Genomic DNA, 24,595 nt, shown 5'->3' on the forward strand with positions numbered 1-24,595 from the left:
AATGTGCATGATGTTGTTAAAAAAAGAAAGCAGGCAGCTGATCTCGATTATAAAAATACCTTTTCAGCGTGCTGTGTTACCGATTCTACCGGTTGAATCAGTTGTCCACGTGATAGGTTCTGAACATGCTGCAATCGATTCTGTAATTCATTTTGGATAAACAGGATACAGGTCTGTAATTTAGACGAGCTTTTTAAACGTGAAGGGTAGACTGCCCATACATCGGCATCTTGCCAGTATTCAGGCAAAATATGCTGTAACTGACCGCTAATCAACTCATCTGCAACATCCCAAATTGAACGTAAGATAATGCCATGACCTTCGACTGCCAATTGGTGAATAATTTCACCATTGTTGGAAATAAAACGTGGGGTGACATGTACCGACATATCTTCTGAAGCGTGGCGTAATTTCCATAATACCGAGGATTGATCTCGTTCACTGATGGTTAAGCAATCATGACTACGCAAATCGTCTAAACTTTCAGGCATTCCATTTTTCAGTAAATAACTTGGTGCAGCACAAAAAATTCGGAAATTAGAAACCATCTTTTTGGCAATCATATTGGGTGCAATTTCATTGCCAATCCGAATATCCAGATCAATACTGTGTTGAATTAAATCTTTCGTATTATCAATCGTATCAAACTGAATTTCTAATTTTGGATACATGGTCAGCAGTTTAGACAGGATCGGTGCAACGTGTTTCCGCCCAAAACCAAAGCTGCTGACAATATCCAGATGCCCTGTGGGGGTACTTAATGGGTTATTGACCAACTCACTGATTTCATCAAATTCATCCAAAATATGAGCGACTCGCTCCAAAATCAGTTTGCCATCTTCAGTCAAACTGACATGACGGGTACTACGATGAAACAATTTACAGTTTAAATTGTTTTCTAAAATGTTGATGCGCTTACTAATAAACGCAGGCGAAACACCCAGTTCCTCAGCAGAATCAACAAAACTTTTACGTTTTGCGACTGTGCAAAAAACCTTTAAATCCGATAGGTTAGGTAGATTATTCACGATCCGTGTCCATTGGGGTGATAGTTTTATTATTGATCATTTTTGCTGAAAATAGCATGTTTACAGCTAAAGATATTAACCAAAGGTGTAAGGGAGCGTTATGGCAAAAAAGTATAAAGTTGCGACGATTGCAGGCGATGGAATCGGGCTAGAAGTTCTACCAGAAGGGATCAAGGTTGTAAAGGCAGCTGCAGACAAATATGGCATAGCGCTACAGTTCGATGCGTTTGAGTGGGCAAGTTGTGATTACTATCTTGAACACGGAAAAATGATGCCGGATAACTGGTTTGAAATTTTACAGCAATACGATGCGATTTTCTTTGGTGCAGTGGGTTGGCCTGAAAAAGTGCCAGATCATATTTCTCTTTGGGGGTCATTGCTACAGTTCCGTCGTCGTTTTGATCAATATGTAAATTTACGTCCAGTACGTTTAATGCCAGGGGTGAAATGCCCACTTGCAGGGAAAAAACCGGGGGATATTGATTTCTACGTGGTACGTGAAAATAGCGAAGGTGAATATTCTGCGATTGGTGGTAAGGCTTTTGAAGGTACTGAGCGTGAGTTTGTTTTACAAGAAGCTGTGTTTACCCGTCATGGTGTAGACCGCATTTTGAAATATGCCTTTGAGTTTGCCAATCAACGCGATGCTAAAAAAGTTACCGCTGCAACCAAATCAAATGGTATTGCAGTCAGTATGCCGTACTGGGATGAACGTGTTGATGAGATGGCAAAACAATATCCGCAAATCAAGGCAGACAAACAACATGTCGATATTTTGGCCGCTCGTTTTGTGTTACAGCCTGAACGTTTTGATGTCGTGGTTGCTTCAAATTTATTTGGTGATATTTTGTCGGATTTGGGACCTGCATGTACAGGAACAATTGGTTTAGCTGCTTCTGCAAACTTAAATCCAGAACGTAATTTCCCATCGTTGTTTGAACCTGTACATGGTTCTGCACCCGATATTTATGGTCAAAAAATTGCCAATCCAATTGCTGCAATCTGGTCTGGCGCAATGATGTTGAATTTCTTGGCAGATGGTGACGAACAGGTGGTTCAAGCAGGCCAAGAGATTATGCAGGCAATTGAACATGTATTGCTACATGGTCCGAAAACACCAGATGTGGGTGGAACAGCCAAAACGGACGATGTTGGAGATGCGATTGCAGCATTTGTAACACATCAAAAAATGGACTTATTCGCGATGGAGTAATCGCCCTTAGGGAATAAACAATCAGGATCCAAGATGGATTGAATGGATATGGATAATCAAAATACAAAACTTTATACAGATAAGACACTTGCAATAACCAGTCTTGCCGTTGTGTTTATTTCGGTGGCTGGTTTAGCAATTTACTCGACTGAATCTATACAGCTTGCTGCTCAATGGATGAAGTGGACAACATCTGTTTTTACTACACCAGTGCTTTTATTTGCATTTTTATCGATTATTTTTACCTTTGCTTTGGCGTTCAGTAAATATGGAAAAATCAAATTAGGTGAAGGCAAACCGCAATACAGTACCATGTCATGGATTTTCATGTTCATTTTATCGGGTATTGGTTCTTCGACCTTATATTGGGGCTTCTTAGACTGGGCTTATTATTATCAAACACCGGGTTTAAATTTAACTCCTGAATCTGCGGAAGCACTGAAATATAGCGTTGCTTACTCATTCTTTCATTCGGGATTGAGTGCTTGGTCGATCTATGCGCTGGCTTCAATTTCACTGTGTTATAGCTACCACGTCAGAAAGAATAAAGGCTTAAGTTTGGCGTCAATGATTGAAGCGGTCACTGGTTTTAAGGCAACTGGACCTGTTGGGCGCCTTGTCGATCTGATGTTCTTGTTGTGTATGTTCGGTGCTTTAACGATTTCTTTGGTGCTGACTGCGGTGACTTTTACCAATATTTTGTCGCAGCTGACAGGTATCCCGAATACCTTTATGACCAAAGTGGTGATTATTTTTGCAGTATCGATTTTATTCGCCCTGAGTTCTTATGTGGGGATGGATAAGGGCATGCAACGTCTCAGCCATATGGTGTGTTTAGGTGTGGTGTTGTTTGCGATTTATGTGCTGTGCTTTGGGCCGACCCAATTCATTATGAATAACTCGCTGATGAGCTTTGGCTTAATGGCAACCAATTTTGTCGATATGAGTTTATTTACCGACCCAATGGGCGATGGAAAGTTCACCCGTGAATGGACCGTATTTTATTGGTTATGGTGGATTTCTTATGCACCGGGTGTGGCGTTATTTGTAACGCGTGTTTCAAAGGGACGTACTATCAAAGAAGTGATTCTTGCCATGGTCATCGGCGGTAGCGTTGGTTTATGGTTCATCTTTGGGGTGTTTGAAAACTACAGTGTCTATAACTTTATTCACGGTATGGTCAATGTGCCACAAGTTTTAAGCCAACAAGGTGGTGAAGTTGCGATTAGCCAACTGCTTGGTTTATTGCCTGCTGGCAAGCTGATGATGTGGATTTTCCTTGGAATTATGGTGATTTTTCTTGCAGCACATATGGATGCTGTGGGCTATGCAGTGTCGGCAACTTGTACCCGTGGTTTACGTGAGGGGCAAGACCCATCACCAAATGCACGTTTGTTCTGGTGTGTGATGTTAACCCTTGTTCCGATTGCGATGATTTTCTCTAAAGCGCCTTTGGACACCATGAAGACCGCGACCATTGTGACTGCCTTGCCATTCATTGTGATTATTTTGATACAGACCTATGGCTTAGTGAAATGGTTGATTGAGGATTATTCAAAGGTTCCATCCCATCTGATTGAGCAAATGAGTTTTAGTGAGTTGGAATCTTTAGATCAAACAGATGCAAATAAACATATGCACATTGATGTTGCAATTGAACCCACTGCGGATAAAACCAGTCAAAAGGAATTGTCATGACACAACAATCGAGCATGCACTATAGATTGAGTGAAGAAATGCAAAGTCTGGTGTATTGGAGCAGCATTTATTCACCGGCGGATAATGATATCGATTCTATTCGGGCTGCGTATGATGCAATGTGCTTACATTACACCTTACCACGTGATGGTACGGTCAATATTGAAGATAAAACTGTGCCGCAGCTCAATCATCCAGTCAATGTTCGGTTGTATTCACCATTGGGCGAAGCACCAGCGACAGGTTGGCCATGTATTTTATATCTTCATGGTGGCGGTTGGATGGTGGGAAATCTTGATTCACATGAGTTTATCACCCGCTATTTATGTCGTGATTTAAATGTTGCTGTGCTGAGTGTGGATTATCGCTTAACACCAGAACACCATTTTCCAGCTGCATATGAAGACTGTGAAACGGTATATCACTGGCTCTATCAACATGGCCTGCAATGGAAGATTAATCCAAATCAAATTGTTTTGATGGGGGACAGTGCGGGCGGTAATTTAGCGGCTGCACTTGCAGTGCAATTACAACATACAGGGGCTCAAGCCTGTGGTCTTGCAATGATTTATCCATGTTTGAGTAGTGGTTTTGATACGGCATCTTGTCAGCAGCAAGCAGATGCACCGTTACTGTCGCTAGCGGATATGCATGATTACTTGCAAGCCTATGCGCCAAATACAAGCGACTGGCAGGACTTACGTTTATCACCACTGTTGGCACAGGATTTTTCTGATATGCCCCGTAGTTTTATTGCTGTCGCTGAGTATGACCCACTCAGTGATGATGGGCGTATTTTTGCTGACAAGTTAAAACAGGCCAATATTGCAACCGAATTTTATCTCGGTAAAGGATTACTACATGGCAGTTTGCGTTTAGTACGTGACTGTCCTGTGGTGCAAGATTTATATCAGCGCATGCTGAGTTCGTTAAAGCCAATGTTCAATTGATTTGAACATCAGCCAATTTTAAACAAACGGTCGTTAGGACAAAAATGAGTTTAATGGAGTAAAAACATGAATGCAGTTGAAAAATTACCAGAAGATTTCTGTTCAAACCCAGACGTTGCTTGGACATTTCCCAAAGTGTTCTATACATCGTCTCAGGTTTTTGAGCGTGAAAAAGAAGAAATTTTTGCAAAAAGCTGGATTTGCGTTGCACACGGCAGTGAGGTGGCTCAAGCCAATGACTATATTACCCGTAAGGTCATTGGTGAAAATATTATTGTGATTCGCGGTAAAGACAGCGTACTACGGGCTTTTTATAATGTCTGTCCGCATCGTGGACATGAGTTGTTAAGTGGCAGTGGTAAAGCGAAGAATGTGATTACCTGTCCTTATCATGCATGGACATTTAAGTTAGACGGAAGTTTGGCGCTGGCACGTAACTGTGATCATGTTGAATCCTTTGATAAACAAAACTCAAGTATGGTGCCTGTAAAAGTTGAAGAGTATGCCGGTTTTATCTTTATCAATATGGATGAAAATGCCACTTGTGTTGAAGATCAATTGCCTGAGTTTGCACAAAAGCTCAATGAAACTTGTGCGGTCATCAAAGATTTAAAACTTGCAGCACGCTTTGTGACGGAAACACCAGCGAACTGGAAAGTGATTGTAGATAACTATATGGAATGTTATCACTGCGGACCTGCGCATCCGGGCTTTGCTGATTCTGTTCAGGTGGATAAATATTGGCATACCACACATCAAAACTGGACCTTGCAATATGGTTATGCACGTTCTTCAGAAAAATCCTTCAAGCTGGATCCATCTGTACAAGATCCAACCTTTAGTGGTTTTTGGACATGGCCTTGCACCATGTTTAATGTGCCACCAGGTGGTAATTTTATGACCGTGATCTATGAATTTCCTGTAGATGCTGAAACGACATTACAACATTATGATATTTACTTTACCAATGAAGAACTGACTCAAGACCAAAAAGATTTGATTGAATGGTATCGTAATGTCTTCCGCCCAGAAGATTTAAATCTGGTTGAAAGTGTGCAACGTGGCTTAAAGTCACGTGGTTATCGCGGTCAAGGGCGAATCATGACGGATAAGCAACGTTCGGGGATTAGTGAACACGGCATTGCTTATTTCCAAAACCTCGTTGCGCAATATCACAAATAATCATTTAAGGGAGCCTCTCGAAACATCACTGGGGCAAACAGCTCGATCATGTGTTTTTTAGAGGAGCTCTCAAGTTAAAGGTGCGGCAAATAAAGTCGTACCTTGCTTTCAAACCATAGGATCATGACATGTCAAGTTTGCAAGGTAGTCCGCTATTTCAACAACGCGGATGGGTAAATGGTCAGTGGATCAATGCACAATCCAATGCCACTGTACCCGTCACCAACCCAGCAACAGGTGAAGAGATTGGGCTTATTCCCAATATGGGGGCGGCAGAAGCAAGCCTAGCGGTTGATGCTGCATATCAAGCGTTAGCAACGTGGAAAGCCTTAACTGCACAAAAACGCGCAGATTTATTATTGGCTTGGTATCAGTTGGTATTGGCACATGCTGACGAACTGGCTCGTATCATGACCATTGAACAAGGCAAGCCTTTGGCTGAAGCTTTAGGTGAAGTGAAATATGCTGCTTCATTTATTCAATGGTTCGCAGAAGAGGGCAAGCGAGTTTATGGTGATGTGATTCCTACCACCAACAATCAACAGCGTTTTATCATTACCAAGGAACCTGTAGGTGTGGTTGCAGCGATCACGCCTTGGAATTTCCCAATCGCCATGATTACCCGTAAGGCTGCGCCAGCTTTAGCTGCGGGTTGTACGATTGTGATTAAACCTGCCAATGAAACGCCTTATTGCGCCTTGGCCATTGCAAAACTTGCAGAAATGGCAGGGATTCCTGCTGGGGTGATCAATGTTGTAACAGGTCAGTCACAAGAAATCGGTGCGGTATTTACCAGTCATGAAAAAGTCAAAAAACTGACTTTTACCGGTTCAACGCCTGTTGGCCGTTTATTGATGCAGCAATGTTCAGACACGATTAAAAAACTTGCGCTCGAACTCGGTGGAAATGCGCCATTGATTATTTTTGATGATGCAGATTTAGATAAAGCAGTACAAGGTGCAATTTTTGCCAAATTCCGTAATGCAGGGCAAACCTGTGTTTGTGCCAACCGTATTTATGTACATGACAAGGTTTATCAGGCATTTACTGAGAAGTTTGTGCAAGAAGTTGAAAAGTTTAAGATTGGCAATGGTCTTGAAGAAAATGTACAGATAGGGCCTTTAATCAATGAAAAAGCCGTCCTTAAAGCACAACAGTTAATCGATGATGCACGTAAAAAAGGTGCACAAGTGGCTTGTGGTGGTAAACAGCATGCACTTGGACAGACCTTTTTTGAACCAACCGTGCTTACTGATGTGGATCAAAGCATGGAAATTGTCAAAGAAGAAATCTTTGGGCCAGTGGCACCACTGATTCGATTTAGTGATGAAGCAGATGTGGTTGCCCAAGCCAATGACACCATCTTTGGTTTGGCAGCCTATGTGTATAGTGAAAGCATTTCACGGATCTGGCGTGTCGCAGAACAACTTGAATATGGCATGGTGGGGATGAACTCAACTGCAATTTCAAATGAAGTGGTCCCGTTTGGCGGTGTGAAGCAATCAGGGGTAGGCCGTGAAGGTTCTAAGTATGGCTTAGAAGAATTCATGACCATTAAATATATGTGTTTAGGGCTATAGGATAAAGGCGTGTTGGACATTCATTGATGATCATCCAACATGCTGCCCTCCAATGAGAAAGCGCTTGAATAAGTACTTAAAAAAGCAACATGTGGTAAAGAGGATTTAGACATGGCAAGTCATTATGAAATGTTTGCATCAGTGGTCACAGGGGTAGAGCAACTTACACCATTGATCAAACGGTTTACATTTAAACGTCAGGATGGACAAAATTTTCCTCAGTTTAATGGGGGCAGTCATATCATTGTTAAAATGAATGATCAGCTTTCCAATGCCTATTCACTGATGAGCTGTGCTCAGGATCTTAGCACTTACCAAGTATGCGTACGCAAAGATGTAGAAGGTAAAGGTGGCTCGGTCTATATGCATGAGCAATGCAATGAAGGCTGTGAAATTCTGATTTCAGAACCTAAAAATTTATTTCCACTGGCTGAAAATGGCGCAAAACATATTTTAATTGCAGGTGGGATTGGGATTACGCCTTTTGTGCCGCAAATGGATGAGTTGGCTGCACGTGGGGCAGATTACGAATTGCATTATGCCTATCGTTCGCCAGAGCATGCTGCACTGTTGCAAGAGCTCAAACAAAAACATGCTGAACATATTTTTAGTTATATCGATTCAGATGGGAAATGCCTTGATCTCGATCAATTAATTTCCGCACAGCCAAAGGGCACACACGTTTATGTCTGTGGGCCAAAGCCAATGATTGATGCGGTGATTGATCGTTGTAATTTTCATCGTTATCGAGATGAATATATTCATTGGGAACAATTTGCTTCAACCGTACCTGAAGATGGTGAAGCATTTACTGTGGTTTTGGCGAAATCCAATCAGCAAGTCGAAGTTCAAGGCAACCAGACTATTTTACAGGCGATTGAAGCATTGAATATCGATGTTGAGTGCTTGTGTCGTGAAGGGGTGTGTGGTACCTGTGAAACTGCAATTCTAGATGGTGAAGCAGAGCACTTTGATCAGTATTTGAGTGATGATGAAAAGGCATCACAGCAATCGATGATGATCTGTGTATCTCGTGCCAAAGGCAAAAGATTGGTATTAGATTTATAAATGATTATTGGCGTAAACTGAAGTGATTTATGTTGATATATTGCAGCTTTACTTTAACCCGAATTGACGGTTTCTAAATTAACGCCGAATGAGTTCATTCGGCGTTAATGACTGATTATGAGTATGATTTAACAACTACAATTGAGCACCTGCGCAAAAAACCAAATATTGCTAAGTGCAAAGCATAGCCACTAAAAAGCCCACACAAATTTTAATACACTCGTATGACCTTCAGGGCGATTCTCAACATGAGTTTCTTTTAAATACTTTGCTTCAATTGACCAGTTTTTATTTTGATATTGTATTGCAGGACCAATTGCCAAAACTTGTCCACGCATCGCAATATTTTCACCCTGTTGCTTATCTGACTTGGTTTGCTTAAAAGCGTAGCCTTCAACAGCCACTTTAACCTGATCAGTAAGTTTATATCCAAGACTATAATCACCAGCAAAATATTCCCCAGATTTGTATTGGGTATCATCATTTTCAGTGTTAAAGCTATAAGAAATTTTAGTTGAAATATCTAAACCATTTTTTGGCGCATAGCTGTAAGCAAAAATCGGTCGAACAGTATTATAGTTTTTGCCAATATTGGCGACCAAAGGCTGTTGTGCTGTGGCCTTATCATATTGACCTGTGGCGAGTACTGTTTCTATCGCAGCAATCCAGTGGTGATCTCCTTGATGCCAACCTAACATTGACCCCAACATTAAATCACCTAAGGCAGTGTTATGATCTGACATCCCCGCTGCAGATAATCTGAGATCAACCATAGGCTGTATGGCATAGAAACCCAGTTGACCACCGGAATAGTTTTGTTCTGTCATCCAGACCAAACGGGGTATAAAGGCATTTACATCTAAATGAAAATTCGCTGGGCCATTATCAAAACTTCCGGCATGGTAATTTTGATAATAGCTTAATAGATACACACCAGCTGGTGGTAGTGCGCCCGCCATCATACCTTCAGCACCGAGAGCAAATGAGTCAGCCCCATTTTCTGTAGCACAGGCAATGCTACTGGTTAAACCGAGCATCAATGGAATGGAAAGTTTGAACATCAATTGTTTCATAGAAAATCCTTTTCAATGATATTTTTATTGCAGCTAGCTGTAGCTAAACCTAAACGGGTTAAGCATCACTACATTTTTGACTAAGCGGCTACTCGACGACGATCAACCTCTGTAGAAGGGACTTGATCAGCGTCTTTGACCAATTGGAAATTAAATTTGATGTATTTAAAGGCTTTATCTAAATTGTATTGTTTAATTTTCGTGAGATCCGTTACATCCAGCGCAGTAGCAATCAGTCCATCACGAGTAGCAAAGGCAAAGTCATTCCAAAGGTATTTGTCACCTTCAATATTAAATTGAGTGGTCAGTTTGCGATAACCCGGCGCAGAGACAAAGTAGTGAACATGCGAAGGACGGTTACCATGTCGACCCAACAAATTGAGTAAAGCTTGTGTTGTACCTTCAGGTGGACAGCCATAACCGACAGGCATGGTGGTTTGAGCGATATATTGACCTTGTGTATCGGTGAAAATACTGCGGCGTAAATTAAATGCAGACTGAGATTTATCAAAGAATGAATAGTTGCCTAAACTGTTGGCGTGCCAGATTTCTACTTTTGCATTGGGAATAATCTGTCCAGCAGTGTCTGTGACAATGCCTTCAATGATTAAGGCATCGACGTGCGTAGATTCAGAGCCATCATCCATACGAGCAAAGCCAACGGACTCAGGCGCACCTGCAACATAAAGCGGTCCTTCAATTGTTCGTGGTGTTCCACCTGTAATACCGGCTTTAGTATCTGCTTCATCTGCACGTAAATCTAAGTAATGTTCTAGCCCGAGACCTGCTGCCAAAAGTCCCAGTTCATTGGCTTGACCTGCATCTGTCAAATATTCTAAGCCTTTCCAAAGCTCGGTTTGAGACATATCTAAGTCTTCAATGGCTTGGAATAAATCACCAAGTAAACGAACAACGATTTGCTGAACACGCAGATTGACTTCACCTGTTGCTGTCGCGACATTCATTTGCTGAACGAGGCTATCGATTTGTTGTCTATTCATCATCATCTTCCTTTGATTGATATGAGTATTTGGCATGAGTATCTTGAGAGCGATCTGGAATCGGTGCAGATCACTCACGCTGGTGTTGGTATATTGGATAATTTAAGGGTTCAACCACTCAACTTTAGATGTGTCTAAAAAGTGCCGAACGTGATTGCCCATTTGCACCATCTGCCGCACTTAAAAAGCGTTCGGTATGGATGTCTTTTTCAAATAAACGGCTTTGCATCAAGGTGGAGATGGCGGCATCAATCATCGGTGGCGGGCCACATAAATATGCTTTGTGCCCACTGCATTTATTTTCAAAATAATTGGCAACCGCTTCATGTACATAGCCTGTAAACCCTGTCCATTGGTCTTCTGGCTTAGGCGCATTTAAAGCAGGGATGTATCTGAAATTTGGATATTCTTTGACAAGCTGTTCGAATTTTTCACGGTTATATAATTCAGCAACATCCCGTGCACCTTGGAACAAATAAATGATACGGGTGTCACCTTGTTCTAAAAGATCCAGAATCATCGATTGAGGGCTTGAAAGACCTGAACCACCTGCAATGAAAATGACATTTTGCTGATCAGACTTACGCACAAAAAATTGTCCATAAGGTCCTGAAAGCGCCATTTCTTCACCAACACTCAGTTCATCATGCACATAGCGTGTTGCAGCACCCCCTTGCACTTTACGAATATGTAATTCGATCAGATTTGCTTCGCTCGGTGTATTGGCGATTGAAAATGCCCGGGTTCCTTCAATATTGGGGAGTTGGATATTGATGTATTGGCCTGCTTGAAATTGCATTGGTCGATCAAGTTGAAGTCGAACACCTTTAATCGTCGGCGATAAATCCGTTATTTCAATGACTTTGGCTTGGTAGTCTTGGACTAAATAGCCTAAGAAATCCTCGTCTTCATCCACATCAGCTTCGATGACCATGTCAGATTCGGGCTTGCAACAACAAGCCAACACTTTATTTTCTTCACGTTCAATGTCCATAAGCGCAAAAGGTGAGGCTTCACCAACATCATAAAAACCGTCTGTGACTTGAACTTTACATGTACCACAAGTGCCATGTCCGCAAGCAAAGGGCAACCAAACACCTTGACGCAATGCTGCATCTAAAATGGTTTGATCTTCTTCAACTTGAATGATGGTTCCTGCTGGTTCAATCGTGACTTGATAGCTCATCTGTGTTCTCCTTAAACATGTGTGCCTTGGTAACCCGTTAGATCAGGCGTTACAAAGCGCAGGAGAGATTTATGATCAAAACCCAAATCTTCTAGGGACTTAGAAAAATCAGCCTGTAAAAGCTTGCGGTTTAAACGGAATTCAACTTTAGACCAATCAATATGTTTAAAATCGGGATGTTGCTCAAAACCCGCCTGAATTTGTCCATCGATCAAGGCTTGTAAGCTTTGTTTTGGTGAAACCACAAAAGCATGTGCCGAACAAAATAGGGTGTGATGATCCCAACCAATAAACAACAACATGTTTTCGCCGTAATTTTGTTGTAGATCTAGTGGTTCAAATTGATATTTTTCAACAATCGCTTGTACAGTCATGGTGTATTTCCTTAAACTTTTGAATAAATCCTTGAGCGGATGCTGTCGAATTAGACAACATCCATTGCTTATTTTTTAATTTTTGGATGAGGGTTTAAGCTGCGTTGCCTTTCCATTTTTTCCAGCGCTGTTGGTCAGGTGAACCTTCAATATCGAGATTGTCTGCACCGACATTAAAGTTGTAGTAATCCCTTAAAATACTTTCTAAATCTGGACCACCACAGTTACCCTGCAAAATTTGATGTACAGGCAACCACGCTTGGATGTATTTCTCAGGTTCGCGTTCAAAAATGTCATGACAACCATCAGAGCAAGTGTGATAACGCTCATCTTTGTAAATTGAATCACGATAGCTAAATAGTGTTGGGTCGCCATCCATTTCTGTAAAGGTCATTGGAATTTGGCATACTTGGCACAATTGAGGTAAACCCGCGCTATAGAAGCGTTTACCTTCAGCTTCCATTTTTCGAGCAAGTTCCCAACGTGGGCGGTAGTATTTATCAAACGTGTCAGGGTATTTTTCTGAGAGCCAATCCATTTCCTCATCTGTTGGAATCCACGTATGGAAGCCTGCTGCATGACCGAAGTTATAGAAAATCCACCATGCTTGATGCGAAACATGTTCTTTCTCTTTGCTAATCACTTCACTATATTTCGGCATACGGATCCCGTAGCGACTTAAGTCTTTAAACAAAGCACCACCTGCTTCTTCAAAATAAGTTTCCCAAGCTTCTTTCCATGACATGACTTTATTTGGCAACATGTAATCCATCATCATACCGACAATGGACAGCAGGCGAGTTCCTCGCCAGAACCATTTATCAATCCATTCTTGTACGATTGGCACATTATCTTCGTGCTGTTCCAGTAAGAATTTTACGATTTCCAGTCCTAGCGTCATGTGGCGTGCTTCGTCTGATTGTGCACTAAAGCCAAATGTTACGGTTGCCATATCACCGTTGTAAGCTGCTCCCGACATGAAAGGAACGAACAATAAGTTAGTTAGGACATATTCAAAGGCAAAGCTGATTGCTAATAAAAACTCAAAAGGCCCCGCTGAACGTGCATCTTCAAAGAATGATTTAGGTACAGACAAGTACCAGACACGGTCATGCATATGTGCCCAGTCTTGGAAGCCATCAAAGAACTTGTTGTAATGGCTCATCGCATGAATCTGGGTTTGTACATGACGTAATTCATCAATGGATTGCATTTGCGAGGCGATACGTGCACCAATGCCACTGAACTGACGCCCAACATGGGCATAGCCTTGGTAAGCTTGATACTCAAGCGGAGTTACTGCCGTTAAAAATAATTTAATCGCATTGACATAACGTTCGTTTGAAACATTCATTTGCCCATTGTTTTGTGCAAAAGCATCAAAAATGGCATATAGCTTCTTTTCTTTTTCTGCTTGGTATTTCCAATAGTTATCCATGGTTAAACGGAAAGGATCTTCCCATTTCGACCAGTCGGTAATTTTGATGCCTTCAAACTCTTCATACGGAAAGGCATCTTTACGATCTGCATAGGAAAAGTCCCAATCTAGATCACGGGTGAGTATCCGATAACGTTCTTTGGCATTGAGCTTTTTATTGTTTACTTTGGCTTGGCTATTCATTTTGATCATCCTTTAACTTACATGCAGCTGCCTGCTATTTATGCTTTAAATCTAGGGGAAGTACGGCTTAGTTCCACTTCAAGGTAAAACTGTCATCATCTTCATCAACATTGCCACCCAAGGTAATCATGTTGAGTTGTAGTTCTTGGATATCCCAGTTTTGCCCAAGTTTTTCTGATACTGTTTCTGCACGTACCACCAGCTCGCCAGTGCTTTCGACCCGAATCATCGCGGGAAGATATTGAATTGTTGCTTGAGGATTGTCCTGTTCAATCGCTTCAATGATGTAGCGTGAAGTGTCATTGTCTTGCAATGCTAAATAAACTTTAGAGGTCATGATGGCAAATCCTTATGCTGCTAAATCGAGTAAAATGGTGCCGGCTTTTTTGCTACGTTCAGAGATCTTATTTAGACCTGAATCAATCCCTGAATCCGTCAGTGCGGTTTGTGCCCAAGCACTAAATGCTTGTTTAACTTGGGGTAGTAATTCCGTGATCCATGATTGAATCAGGGTTTTATTGTCTTCAGATTCTGAAATCGCAGTTTTTAAAACACTGTCTGACCACTTCGCTAAATCAGTTAAACAGTCCTTCATAAATTCAGTAAGAATGGCAATATCACGCCCGCCATTTTCAACCAGCCATTCATCCAGCTGTCCAAAAACCAGCTCTTGTAACATGCTGTCAATCAACAGATTTTGCAGAATGTAAAGTTTGAACCAGTCTTGTTCGGTTAGGCTTTGTTCACAAAGTTTACGTAAGGGTTGCCAAGTTTCATCATTTAGCCAAGCGTGTTTGGCTTGCTGTAATGATTCACCTGTATTGCCATCGAGGATTAAGCCAATACGTGAAATGTATTGCGCCATACCGAGACGATCCATTGCTGCAAAAATACATGCTTGGGTGATGACAGTGCCATAACCATAGGCACTGCCTGACATCATATGTAAGTTGGCTGTTTGTTCGACATAGCGAAAAGGTAATAAACGCTGGATGATTTTTTGTTTCACTTCATCACTGAGATTATTGACCAACTGACGTTTTTCAAAAAAAGCATAATGACTTTCAGCGGTATCTTGCAGACGTGCACGATGTTGCACATAAGCACCGTAATAAAATTGGCGAGGGTCTTTAAATGCATACCAATCTTGCATTTGCAAAGCCGTATGGGTTTTATCATTTAAGGTTTTGTCTGGCTTCCACAAGGGGCGATAGTGAAAGTTTGTCGAAGCTTGAATATCAAAGCTGACTTCTTGGTAGCGTGTTGCGGGCTTGGCTCCAAAACGGCGTTCGATATACGCATAAGTCTGACGAATCGGTTCCAAATTGGATGTTTTAATTTCTAAAGTCATTAGCTTCTCCTTGTAGAATTAAGCCTGATCGTCTTGATCAGAATGTTGGCGAGCATGATTTAAAACAGTCGGTTCAATGCCATAACGCCATTTATCTTCCTGCGCATCGTTCCAAGCTTGTTGTTCTGCGGTCATTTCAATGACATGATTAATTTCACAAAAATGCTGGAAAGCTTGTTGGGGGAGAATCAGTTCAACAAAAAGCGTAGGGTCTTGAATGGCAAAATCGAACTCGACAAATTTGGCATTCCGCTCACCAGTAATACGGATATATTTGACCAATGCGGTAGGCTGTTTAGCGTCAATCATGTGCTTATCCTTTTATCAACATCAAAACAATTTCGATGTAGAGCTTCATGCTCATGTACTAGGTTTGCTCTAGATATTCCAAAAGTCGTGCCAACTTTAAAATTTAATTAAAATTCAAATGTTTATTATTTGTTGCTCATGAGGATATGAAGCACGACAACATTATTTTCATCAAATAATGAACGTAAAGAGATGCTGATTTCATCAAAAGATGAAACAGTGATTTTGATGGGAGAGGTCGAGTTAATGTTTATAAAAACCAATAACGACTTGATATTGGTTAAAATAAAAACAATATACCTTAAAGGTATGAAAATATAAGAAAAGGTAGTGAAGCTTTTGGTTCAGAATTAGGTAATATCAAGATTGCATTCACAAAGACATATAGCCAAGGATGGATATATCATGCCCCCAGCCAAAGATGTGAAGGTATATAAAAAAATACTGGAACAGAACAAAGATATTCAAGATTTACTCGATAAAATCGTTTTTGATGCTCAACACGGACAAATCTGGTTTGATGAAAATCGAATGCTGTTGATGCATACCAGTATTCTGGGCTTTTTAAGAAAAGATCTTTATCAAATGTTGGGGCTTGAACGCACTAAACGCTTTTTTATTCGTTGTGGTTACCAAGCTGGCATGCGCGATGCAGAAGTGACCTCAAAACTACGACCAAATTTAAATGAAGCAGAAGCTTTTATGGCTGGACCGCAAATGCATGGCATCCGTGGCATGGTGCAGGTTGACGTCAATGAGCTGCATTTAAGTCATGATTTAAAACAGTTTTATGCTGATTTTAACTGGCTTAATTCATTTGAGGCAGAAGTGCATTTAAGTGAATTTGGTGCTTCAGATCAACCTGCTTGTTGGATGTTATTGGGCTATGCCTGTGGCTATAGCAGCTTTGTCATGGGGCAGACCATTATCTATCAGGAGACACATTGCGTTGCTCAAGGTGATGAGCATTGTCGAATCATTGGAAAGCCGTTGAGTGAATGGGAAAATGCCGATGAGTTGATTCGCTTTATGTCACCCGATGCCGTCTCGGATGAAATCATTGCCTTACAGGCGGAACTCAATCAATTAAAGAAAAATATCTATACCGATGCTGAAAGTGATTACACCATGTTTAATGCGGTAGGAGAGTCGGTCGCCTATCGCAAAGTCTGTGATCTACTTAAAAAAGCAGCAGGGAGTAAAGTCGCAGTTTTATTACAAGGTGAAACAGGCGTTGGCAAAGAAGCATTTGCACGTGGTATTCATAATGGTAGTCAGCGTCAAGCGCAACCATTTGTGGCAGTGAATTGTGCCTGTATTCCTCCTGATCTGATTGAGTCAGAACTGTTTGGAGTGGAAAAAGGCGCATTTACTGGTGCGGTTCAATCTCGTATGGGAAAATTTGAACGTGCTCATGGCGGAACAATTTTTCTAGATGAAGTGGTCGAGCTTTCACCGCGTGCACAAGCTGCGTTATTACGGATGCTGCAAGAAGGTGAATTTGAACGGGTAGGAGATAGTCGCACCCGCCAAGTCGATGTCAGACTTGTTGCTGCGACCAATGAGGATTTAGAGCAGGCCGTTAAAGATGGAAAATTCCGTGCAGATTTATATTATCGCTTAAATATTTTTCCTGTGATTATTCCGCCTTTACGTGAGCGAAGAGAAGATATTCCCTTGCTGATTAATCACTTTTTGGCACGCTTTGAAAATATGTATAACAAGACCCTAAAAGGGCTCAGTGATAAAGCGAAAAACTTTATGATGAAATATGATTGGCCTGGCAATATTCGTGAGTTGGAAAACTTGTTGGAAAGAGCCACCTTACTGACCGATCATCAACAGGAAATTAAATTGGACAGTTTGTTTCCTCAACATAAGGATTTAGAAGCAGTGGGTGAAACTGCACAATCGCTGATCAATGTAGAGGATTTATTTAGTGAGAATTTCTCTTTAGATCAACTTGAACAAAATATTATTCGTAGCGCTATGGATAAAAGCCAACAGAATATCTCAGAAGCTGCACGTATGCTTGGAATTAGTCGGGCAACATTGGATTACCGTTTAAAGAAAATTACGCTAGGTTAAAATCAAATTTGCCTCAATAACCATAGACCAATAGCCATAGAAATGTGCTTGGATAGCGCTTTGATCAGCTACAGGCCGCTATGTTATCTGTCTATAGTTGCTGATAGTTGTCAATTTAAAACAGATGAGTTGAATGCTTGTTTCAATGAAGTCGATTTTACACTTGGATGCTGATCTTATATTTTATTTAAATCGTCGGGCTTAAATAAAATACTAAAACAACTTCCCCCTAAAGCTTGTGACTTGGAATATTCAATGCGACCTTCATGCGCGATCATAATTGCATTGACAACAGATAGACCTAAACCACTGCCACCATTCTTCTTGCCTCTGGATTCTTCAAGTCGATAAAACGCATCAAATATAAAGGGGATATGTTGATCTGCAATACCGGGTCCTTGATCTTCAATGGTTAAAACCAAACCTTCTGATTTTTTTTGGGTGCTAATCCGTAAAATCCCTGCCTGTGCATAACGAATTTCATTTTCAAATAACGCAATTAAAATCTGTTCAAGCCGTTGTCGGTCAAAAAAGCAGGCTTGATCTGATAAATTGGTTTCGATGATTAATTTTGCTTGATCAAAACGGTCTTGAAGTAAGTTTACAGATTGTGTAATGACGTCAGATAGACAAACTGACTCTAGGTTAAGTCGAAGTTGTTGATTATCCGCCAGACTTAGGGTTCTTAGATCTTCGATTAAAAATGACAGTTGCTCAACTTGATTGAGCAAATTTTTTAATAAGGCCTTATCGGGGGTAAATATATCGTCAAGCACGCCTTGTAAGCGACCTTGTAAGATGGTCACAGGTGTTCTTAATTCATGTGCAATTGCGGCATTCCAAATAGATGCATTGTTGACTGAGATTTCCAATTTTTCTGCCATACGATTAAAGTCATTGATCATCTTTGTGATTTCAGCGACAGAAGAGGGATTGTCCAATTGTGCTCTTACGGAAAGATTACCCAAACTAATTTCTCTTGCTGCAATGGCTAAAGAATTTAGCGGGGCGATAAAGCGTTGCGCTAATTTTAATCCTAAATAAACAGAAGTTAGTGAACCGAATAAAGTCACCAATAAAATCCAAGTGAGATCAACAAAATTAAATGACCAGTCTTCGGAATTTAATTGTTCAAGTGAGACCAATTTAAACTCGATGGCAACAAAATAAGTCAAATAGCCAAAAATCAAGGAAAAACAAGTGGTCAATAAGCTCACTTTGGCCATGGTGATAATCAGCTGGCGGCTAATTCCAATGTTATTTTTCATCATTTTGCCTTAAACGATAACCAACACCACGAACATTGATCAGTAAGTCGGTTTGATGATGATCTTCCAGTTTTTTACGTAATTTACTGATATGACTGTCTACAGTACGTTCTAAGGCATCACCATCAGGCAAGCAATGGTTCATTAATTCTGATCGGGTAAAAACCTTGTAGGGTGCTTGTGACATCAACGCAAGGATCTTAAATTCCGTTAAGGTAAGGTTTAACAGTGCTTTCGAATGTTCTTTGATAATGTATACACAAAGTGTTTCTATATTAATTTCAATTGATTTAAAACTAATGATTTGGGCTTTCGCCTGAGATGACATTGCACTTCTTCTCAATACGGCTTCAACTCTGGCAATAATTTCATTTGGATTGAATGGTTTTACCACAAAGTCATCAGCGCCGATTCTAAGTGCTGTGACTTTATCTACTTCTTGATCTAATGCGGTCAGCATAATCACAGGGGTTTGTTTGGATTGACGAATATGATTTAAAACCTCCCAACCATTTAAGATTGGTAATTTCACGTCAAGAATCACCAGATCAATCTGTTGCTGCGCATGTATTTCGATGGCTTGCTGTCCATTAAGCGCTCTGAGCACATTGAAGCCATTTTTTTTCAGATAATGCTCCACAATATCGCCGATATCATAATCATCTTCAACGACTAAAATTTGTTTACTGGCTGGATCAGACGCAAAAGAAATATTGCCCATTACTGGATACTTTAAAATGGATATAACACCATCATAATTTATTTTTAGTGGCTATATCCACACAATCTCCACACTTTAGTGACGCTAAGTACACAAATATTGCCAATAATCATCATATCTAGAACTCTGGGTGCAGATGATGCCTAAGCCTTATTTTTTTATTATTTTATTGGTTGTTTTAAGTGGGAGTGCGTTAACTGGATGTAATCGCTCAGGAAATGCTGAAGCAGAACAAGCACAACAGGCTGCGCCAGCCAAAATCAGTATTTATACCGTTCAACAGCAAGATATTCATTTGATTGAAAACTTACCTGCACGTGTACAAGCCTATCGAATTTCAGAAATTCGCCCACAAGTTGGCGGAATTATTGAAAAGGTGCTGTTTACCCAAGGCAGTGAAGTTAAGGCTGGACAACCCTTATTTAAGATCAATTCGGAAATTCTTCAAGCAGATGTCAATAGTAATCAGGCTTTATTGGCAAAAGCACAGGCAGAAGTGGTGCGTCTAAAAACGCAACAGGAGCGATATCGACAGCTGCTTCCTTCCAATGCCATTAGTAAACAGGAATTTAATAATACGGAAGCCGCTTATCAACAAGCTTTGGCTGAAGTTGCTCAAACCAAGGCAGCATTGGCACGACAAAATTTAAACTTACGCTATGCGACTGTACGCGCCCCGATTTCAGGTCAAATTGGTAAGTTGCTGGTAACCGAAGGTGCATTGGTCAGCACCAGCGATACCAATCCAATGGCTTTGGTACATCAGTTAGATAAAGTCTATGTTGATGTTAAACAATCAATTTCTGAATATGAGCAATTGCAAGATCGTTTGAATGATGGTTCGTTATTACAACGTGGTGGTGCTGAGGTCAGCATATCCAATAGTCAGGGTAAATTGTATCCAGTCACAGGAAAGATTTTATTCTCAGATACCAGCGTAGATCCTAATACGGGTGACGTGACTATTCGTGTGGAAGTAAATAATCCTCAACGGAAATTATTGCCAGGGATGTATGTCAGAGTTGGTTTAAACAGAGCATCACAGCCCAATGCCTTACTTGTCCCTGAACAAGCCGTGCAAAGAGATATTTCAGGTCAAGCACAACTGATGATTGTAAAAGCAAATCAGACTGCTGAAACACGTCCAGTGAGTTTAGGGCAGTTATATAAAGGTTTCTATGTGGTGAATAGTGGAATTAAAGCAGGTGAAAAAGTCATTGTTGAGGGGCATGATCGAATTCAACAGCCAGAACAGCCTTTAAAAATAACCCAGTGGAAGTCGCAATACACAACCGATGTTGGGACTTTACAAACGCAAAATAAGGGCAGTGATCAAAGCACAGCAGGTCAGTCTTCTCCGAATACAGGAGAAAAATTATGATATCGCAGTTTTTTATTAAACGGCCAATCTTTGCTTGGGTGATTGCACTCTTTATTATTCTGTTTGGTGTCTTAAGTATTCCAAAGTTGCCGATTTCTCGTTTTCCTTCAGTTGCACCACCTTCGATTAGTATCTATGCAACCTATCCGGGAGCAACACCAGAAACCTTGAATGATAGTGTTGTCACCTTGATTGAGAGAGAGTTATCAGGAGTAAAGAATTTACTTTATTACAGCGCCACCTCTGATGCCAGTGGTCAAGCGAGTATTACTGCCACATTTAAACCGGGGACTGATCCAGAGTTGGCTCAGGTAGATGTGCAAAATAAACTAAAGTCTATCGAACCGAGATTGCCACAATCGGTTAGACAGCAAGGCCTAATTGTTGAAGCGGCATCCTCTGGATTTCTGATGATGGTCGGAATCAACTCACCAAATGATCAATTTAAAGAAATTGATTTAAGTGATTATTTGGTTCGAAATGTGGTTGAAGAATTAAAACGGGTTGAAGGAGTAGGACGTATTCAATCCTTTGGATCTGAAAAAGCCATGCGTATTTGGATAGATCCAAACAAACTGGTGTCTTATCAGCTGTCGATTAAAGATGTCACAAATGCCATTCAAGCACAAAATACGCCGATATCTCCGGGAAGTGTCGGGAGTTTGCCTGCGGTTCAAGGACAGATGATTACACTGCCATTAACGGCTGAAGGACAATTAAGTACAGTCGAAGAATTTCAAAATATTACTTTGCGTGCCAATCAGAGTGGCGCACAAGTCACACTGAAAGATGTTGCACGGGTGGAGCTTGGGGCGCAAACCTATAGTTTTTCTATTTTAGAAAATGGAAAGCCAGCAACCGCTTTGGCGATTCAAATGAGCCCAGGCGGGAATGCGGTCAAGACCTCTGAAGCGGTCAAAGCAAAAGTTGAGGAGCTGAGCAAGGTTTTACCAAAGGGAATGCAATATTCGATTCCTTATGATACTGCGCCGTTTGTTAAAATTTCGATTGAAAAAGTAATCATGACTTTGCTGGAAGCAATGGTGTTAGTTTTCCTTGTCATGTATTTATTTTTACATAACATTCGTTACACCTTGATTCCTTCAATTGTTGCACCGATTGCACTTCTAGGCACATTTGCAGTGATGTTGATCAGTGGTTTTTCGGTCAATGTTTTAACCATGTTTGGTATGGTTTTAGCCATCGGTATTATTGTCGATGATGCGATTGTAGTGATTGAAAATGTGGAACGTATCATGGCAACGGAGGGTTTATCACCTGTTGATGCCACTTCTAAAGCAATGCAAGAAATTACCAGTCCAATCATCGGGATAACCTTGGTGCTGGTGGCGGTATTTTTACCGATGGCCTTTGCCAGTGGTTCGGTCGGAATTATCTATAGACAATTTACCGTGACCATGGCGGTATCCATTGCATTCTCAGCATTTTTAGCACTGACCTTAACCCCTGCACTTTGTGCAACCTTGTTAAAACCGATTGAAGCCGATCATCAGAAAAAAGGCTTCTTTGCGTGGTTTGATCGCTTTTTTGACCGCGTCAATAAAAAGTATGAAGCAATTTTAGTGAAATTGTTGAAACACATTTTTACTGTGATGATTGTATTTGTTGTTCTGACAGGTTTCTTATTATTTGCGTTTAAATCGATTCCAACCGCTTTTTTACCTGAAGAAGACCAAGGCTCATTTATCACCTCATTTCAATTGCCTGCAGATGCCAGTCAAGAACGTACATTGACCATTGTAAAATCGTTTGAGGAACATTTAAAAAGCAGAGAAAGTATTAAAGAAAATGTCTCTGTACTCGGATTTGGCTTTAGTGGTTCTGGTAATAACACTGCCATTGCCTTTACAAATTTAAAAGATTTCAAAGACCGAAATACCTCCGCTGCAGATGAGGTTAACGCTGTAAATGCGGCCATGGCAGACAGTGCAGAAGGTACGATTATGTCTGTTTTACCGCCTGCAATTGAAGAAATGGGAACAACTTCGGGCTTTACTTTACGTTTACAAGATCGCGGTAATCTTGGAATGCAAGCTTTGAATGAGGCACAAGCACAGTTGATTGGTCTTGCAGCAACCAGTAAAAAACTGGCTTATGTTTATCCAGAGGGTTTACCACCAGGCAGTAATGTCGATTTAAAAATTGATCGGAATAAGGCAGAAGCTTTAGGTGTGAATTTTGCTGATGTGACAGACACCATTTCATCTTCAATGGGCTCAATGTATGTCAATGATTTTCCAAATCAGGGACGAATGCAGCAAGTGATTGTTCAAGTCGATGCCGATTCACGGATGAAAGTTACTGATATTCTAAATTTGAATGTGGTTAACAAGACTGGAGCACTGGTTAAACTGTCTGAGATTGTAACACCTGTGTGGACACAGTCTCCGCAGCAATACAATCGCTATAATGGACGACCATCATTGAGTATTGCAGGGGCAGGCGCAGAAGGGGTTTCTTCAGGAGTAGTGATGAAGGAAATGGAGCGATTGATTGAGCAATTACCAAAAGGAATTGGTTATGAGTGGACAGGGCAATCCTTGGAGGAAAAACAGTCAGAAGCACAAACCAATTTTTTATTGGCATTGTCAATGTTGGTGGTCTTCCTCGTCCTTGCTGCTCTTTATGAAAGCTGGTCGATTCCATTGTCGGTGATGCTGGTTGTACCTTTAGGTATGATTGGTGCAGTGGTTGCGGTATGGATCCGAGGGATTCCCAATGATATTTTCTTTAAAGTGGGTTTAATTACCATCATTGGATTATCTGCAAAAAATGCCATTTTGATTGTTGAATTTGCCAAAATGCTAAAAGAAGAAGGAATGACTCTGATTGAAGCCACTGTTGCGGCTGCCAAACTTCGTTTAAGACCGATCTTGATGACATCCTTGGCTTTTACCGCTGGTGTGATTCCATTGGTGATTGCTACAGGTGCAAGTTCTGAAACTCAACATGCGATTGGTACAGGGGTTTTTGGTGGTATGGTTAGTGCGACGATACTTGCAATCTTTTTTGTGCCAGTATTTTTTGTGTTTATCCTCAGTGCTGTTGAGAAATTACGTGGCAAAGCTTTACCTGTACGTAAACTGCCTTAAGCGCTCTGTTTTAAGCTTTTAATTTTTAGTCTTGTGTTTTGTAGAGGATAAGTATTTGTCCTCTACAATATTTCTAAGTCCTCCATCGCATTTATTATATGCATTTATTTGGATGCCTAATTTTTCTTCCCATTATTTTTATCTCTTATTGTAATGTTTCGATATACAGGCCAGTTGTTTTAACTACATTATTTATATAAGTTTATTTTTTACATTTAAATAAATACGTTCAGTGGCCCACTGTTTTATCGTCAATTCATACTCTCTAAACCATTCTTATTTACATTTAATTACATTTCTCATTAGGCATTTTTGCCTTCTCATTCGTCTATATAGATAAAGGCAGTGTTTTTTAATTCACGGCAACTGATCTGATAGACGAAGCAGGAA

General features: G+C 40.7%; 20 protein-coding genes. 9 read left to right on the forward strand and 11 right to left on the reverse strand.

Annotated elements, in window-relative coordinates:
• Positions 1-47: 47 nt before the first annotated feature.
• Entirely contained in the window at positions 48-1,028 is a 981-nt protein-coding gene (locus AS4_RS08155) for a LysR substrate-binding domain-containing protein (RefSeq protein ID WP_004721384.1), read from the reverse strand.
• A 100-nt stretch (positions 1,029-1,128) separates the two neighbouring features.
• Here AS4_RS08155 and AS4_RS08160 point away from each other — a divergent pair, with 100 nt between their 5' ends.
• From AS4_RS08160 to cntB, 6 genes are all read left to right on the forward strand, one after another.
• Positions 1,129-2,241, forward strand: a complete 1,113-nt coding sequence (locus AS4_RS08160) for a tartrate dehydrogenase (protein WP_096733825.1) — start codon at positions 1,129-1,131, stop codon at positions 2,239-2,241.
• Positions 2,242-2,283: 42 nt separating this feature from the next.
• Positions 2,284-3,939: a BCCT family transporter gene (locus AS4_RS08165; protein WP_016539053.1), complete on the forward strand. Its 1,656-nt coding sequence runs from the start codon at positions 2,284-2,286 to the stop codon at positions 3,937-3,939.
• Positions 3,936-4,889 (forward strand): alpha/beta hydrolase, encoded by a 954-nt coding sequence (locus AS4_RS08170; RefSeq protein ID WP_096733826.1) that lies wholly within the window; start codon positions 3,936-3,938, stop codon positions 4,887-4,889. The genes AS4_RS08165 and AS4_RS08170 overlap by 4 nt, the downstream gene beginning before the upstream one ends.
• A 66-nt stretch (positions 4,890-4,955) precedes the next feature.
• Positions 4,956-6,071: a carnitine monooxygenase subunit alpha gene (gene cntA, locus AS4_RS08175; RefSeq protein ID WP_004721375.1), complete on the forward strand. Its 1,116-nt coding sequence runs from the start codon at positions 4,956-4,958 to the stop codon at positions 6,069-6,071.
• A 128-nt stretch (positions 6,072-6,199) separates the two neighbouring features.
• Positions 6,200-7,651 (forward strand): NAD-dependent succinate-semialdehyde dehydrogenase, encoded by a 1,452-nt coding sequence (locus tag AS4_RS08180; RefSeq protein WP_004721374.1) that lies wholly within the window; start codon positions 6,200-6,202, stop codon positions 7,649-7,651.
• Between the two features lie 111 nt (positions 7,652-7,762).
• Complete coding sequence (cntB, locus tag AS4_RS08185) at positions 7,763-8,719, forward strand: carnitine monooxygenase, reductase subunit CntB (RefSeq protein WP_096733827.1); 957 nt, start codon at positions 7,763-7,765, stop codon at positions 8,717-8,719.
• A gap of 191 nt (positions 8,720-8,910) precedes the next feature.
• Here the strand turns inward: cntB and AS4_RS08190 are convergent, their stop codons facing one another.
• From AS4_RS08190 to AS4_RS08225, 8 genes are all read right to left on the reverse strand, one after another.
• Positions 8,911-9,792, reverse strand: coding sequence for a SphA family protein (locus AS4_RS08190; RefSeq protein ID WP_096733828.1), 882 nt, complete (start codon positions 9,790-9,792; stop codon positions 8,911-8,913).
• Between the two features lie 80 nt (positions 9,793-9,872).
• The gene (gene catA / locus AS4_RS08195) at positions 9,873-10,793 is read right to left on the reverse strand and encodes a catechol 1,2-dioxygenase (RefSeq protein WP_096733829.1); all 921 of its coding nucleotides are present in this window, start codon (positions 10,791-10,793) and stop codon (positions 9,873-9,875) included.
• A gap of 124 nt (positions 10,794-10,917) precedes the next feature.
• A complete protein-coding gene (locus tag AS4_RS08200) occupies positions 10,918-11,979 on the reverse strand; it encodes an NADH:ubiquinone reductase (Na(+)-transporting) subunit F (protein WP_096733830.1) in 1,062 nt (353 codons plus the stop codon).
• An 11-nt stretch (positions 11,980-11,990) separates the two neighbouring features.
• Entirely contained in the window at positions 11,991-12,353 is a 363-nt protein-coding gene (locus tag AS4_RS08205) for a phenol hydroxylase subunit P4 (protein ID WP_096733831.1), read from the reverse strand.
• A 94-nt stretch (positions 12,354-12,447) separates the two neighbouring features.
• On the reverse strand, positions 12,448-13,974 hold the full coding sequence (locus tag AS4_RS08210) for an aromatic/alkene/methane monooxygenase hydroxylase/oxygenase subunit alpha (RefSeq protein ID WP_004820631.1): 1,527 nt from the start codon (positions 13,972-13,974) through the stop codon (positions 12,448-12,450).
• 67 nt (positions 13,975-14,041) lie between these two features.
• A complete protein-coding gene (locus tag AS4_RS08215) occupies positions 14,042-14,311 on the reverse strand; it encodes an MmoB/DmpM family protein (protein ID WP_034615112.1) in 270 nt (89 codons plus the stop codon).
• Between the two features lie 12 nt (positions 14,312-14,323).
• Positions 14,324-15,325 carry an aromatic/alkene monooxygenase hydroxylase subunit beta gene (locus AS4_RS08220; RefSeq protein ID WP_096733832.1) on the reverse strand — a complete coding sequence of 334 codons (1,002 nt, stop codon included), beginning with the start codon at positions 15,323-15,325 and terminating at the stop codon, positions 14,324-14,326.
• 18 nt (positions 15,326-15,343) lie between these two features.
• Positions 15,344-15,634, reverse strand: a complete 291-nt coding sequence (locus AS4_RS08225) for a phenol hydroxylase subunit (protein WP_004820638.1) — start codon at positions 15,632-15,634, stop codon at positions 15,344-15,346.
• Positions 15,635-16,039: 405 nt separating this feature from the next.
• Here AS4_RS08225 and mobR point away from each other — a divergent pair, with 405 nt between their 5' ends.
• Positions 16,040-17,722: a phenol degradation transcriptional regulator MobR gene (gene mobR / locus AS4_RS08230; RefSeq protein WP_096733833.1), complete on the forward strand. Its 1,683-nt coding sequence runs from the start codon at positions 16,040-16,042 to the stop codon at positions 17,720-17,722.
• Positions 17,723-17,898: 176 nt separating this feature from the next.
• Here mobR and adeS read toward each other — a convergent pair whose 3' ends face one another.
• Entirely contained in the window at positions 17,899-18,990 is a 1,092-nt protein-coding gene (adeS, locus tag AS4_RS08235; protein WP_096733834.1) for a two-component sensor histidine kinase AdeS, read from the reverse strand.
• On the reverse strand, positions 18,980-19,711 hold the full coding sequence (adeR, locus tag AS4_RS08240; protein WP_004820644.1) for an efflux system response regulator transcription factor AdeR: 732 nt from the start codon (positions 19,709-19,711) through the stop codon (positions 18,980-18,982). The genes adeS and adeR overlap by 11 nt, the downstream gene beginning before the upstream one ends.
• A gap of 136 nt (positions 19,712-19,847) precedes the next feature.
• Here adeR and AS4_RS08245 point away from each other — a divergent pair, with 136 nt between their 5' ends.
• Both AS4_RS08245 and AS4_RS08250 read left to right on the forward strand, forming a co-directional pair.
• The gene (locus AS4_RS08245; RefSeq protein ID WP_096733835.1) at positions 19,848-21,092 is read left to right on the forward strand and encodes an efflux RND transporter periplasmic adaptor subunit; all 1,245 of its coding nucleotides are present in this window, start codon (positions 19,848-19,850) and stop codon (positions 21,090-21,092) included.
• On the forward strand, positions 21,089-24,205 hold the full coding sequence (locus tag AS4_RS08250) for an efflux RND transporter permease subunit (RefSeq protein WP_096733836.1): 3,117 nt from the start codon (positions 21,089-21,091) through the stop codon (positions 24,203-24,205). Before AS4_RS08245 ends, AS4_RS08250 begins: the two co-directional genes overlap by 4 nt.
• Positions 24,206-24,595 lie beyond the last annotated feature (390 nt).

The organism is Acinetobacter guillouiae, assembly GCF_002370525.2.
GTDB classification, from domain to species: Bacteria; Pseudomonadota; Gammaproteobacteria; order Pseudomonadales; family Moraxellaceae; genus Acinetobacter; species Acinetobacter guillouiae.

Excerpts from the sequence above, each read along its gene's own strand:
- AS4_RS08165 (WP_016539053.1), top strand. The coding sequence starts at position 2,284 with ATGGATATGGATAATCAAAATACAAAACTTTATACAGATAAGACACTT.
- AS4_RS08250 (WP_096733836.1), top strand. The coding sequence starts at position 21,089 with ATGATATCGCAGTTTTTTATTAAACGGCCAATCTTTGCTTGGGTGATT.
- AS4_RS08180 (WP_004721374.1), top strand. The coding sequence starts at position 6,200 with ATGTCAAGTTTGCAAGGTAGTCCGCTATTTCAACAACGCGGATGGGTA.
- AS4_RS08245 (WP_096733835.1), top strand. The coding sequence starts at position 19,848 with ATGATGCCTAAGCCTTATTTTTTTATTATTTTATTGGTTGTTTTAAGT.
- AS4_RS08190 (WP_096733828.1), bottom strand. The coding sequence starts at position 9,792 with ATGAAACAATTGATGTTCAAACTTTCCATTCCATTGATGCTCGGTTTA.
- cntB (WP_096733827.1), top strand. The coding sequence starts at position 7,763 with ATGGCAAGTCATTATGAAATGTTTGCATCAGTGGTCACAGGGGTAGAG.
- AS4_RS08160 (WP_096733825.1), top strand. The coding sequence starts at position 1,129 with ATGGCAAAAAAGTATAAAGTTGCGACGATTGCAGGCGATGGAATCGGG.
- catA (WP_096733829.1), bottom strand. The coding sequence starts at position 10,793 with ATGAATAGACAACAAATCGATAGCCTCGTTCAGCAAATGAATGTCGCG.
- AS4_RS08220 (WP_096733832.1), bottom strand. The coding sequence starts at position 15,325 with ATGACTTTAGAAATTAAAACATCCAATTTGGAACCGATTCGTCAGACT.
- adeS (WP_096733834.1), bottom strand. The coding sequence starts at position 18,990 with ATGAAAAATAACATTGGAATTAGCCGCCAGCTGATTATCACCATGGCC.
- cntA (WP_004721375.1), top strand. The coding sequence starts at position 4,956 with ATGAATGCAGTTGAAAAATTACCAGAAGATTTCTGTTCAAACCCAGAC.
- AS4_RS08210 (WP_004820631.1), bottom strand. The coding sequence starts at position 13,974 with ATGAATAGCCAAGCCAAAGTAAACAATAAAAAGCTCAATGCCAAAGAA.
- AS4_RS08225 (WP_004820638.1), bottom strand. The coding sequence starts at position 15,634 with ATGATTGACGCTAAACAGCCTACCGCATTGGTCAAATATATCCGTATT.
- AS4_RS08170 (WP_096733826.1), top strand. The coding sequence starts at position 3,936 with ATGACACAACAATCGAGCATGCACTATAGATTGAGTGAAGAAATGCAA.
- AS4_RS08205 (WP_096733831.1), bottom strand. The coding sequence starts at position 12,353 with ATGACTGTACAAGCGATTGTTGAAAAATATCAATTTGAACCACTAGAT.
- mobR (WP_096733833.1), top strand. The coding sequence starts at position 16,040 with ATGCCCCCAGCCAAAGATGTGAAGGTATATAAAAAAATACTGGAACAG.
- AS4_RS08215 (WP_034615112.1), bottom strand. The coding sequence starts at position 14,311 with ATGACCTCTAAAGTTTATTTAGCATTGCAAGACAATGACACTTCACGC.
- adeR (WP_004820644.1), bottom strand. The coding sequence starts at position 19,711 with ATGGGCAATATTTCTTTTGCGTCTGATCCAGCCAGTAAACAAATTTTA.
- AS4_RS08200 (WP_096733830.1), bottom strand. The coding sequence starts at position 11,979 with ATGAGCTATCAAGTCACGATTGAACCAGCAGGAACCATCATTCAAGTT.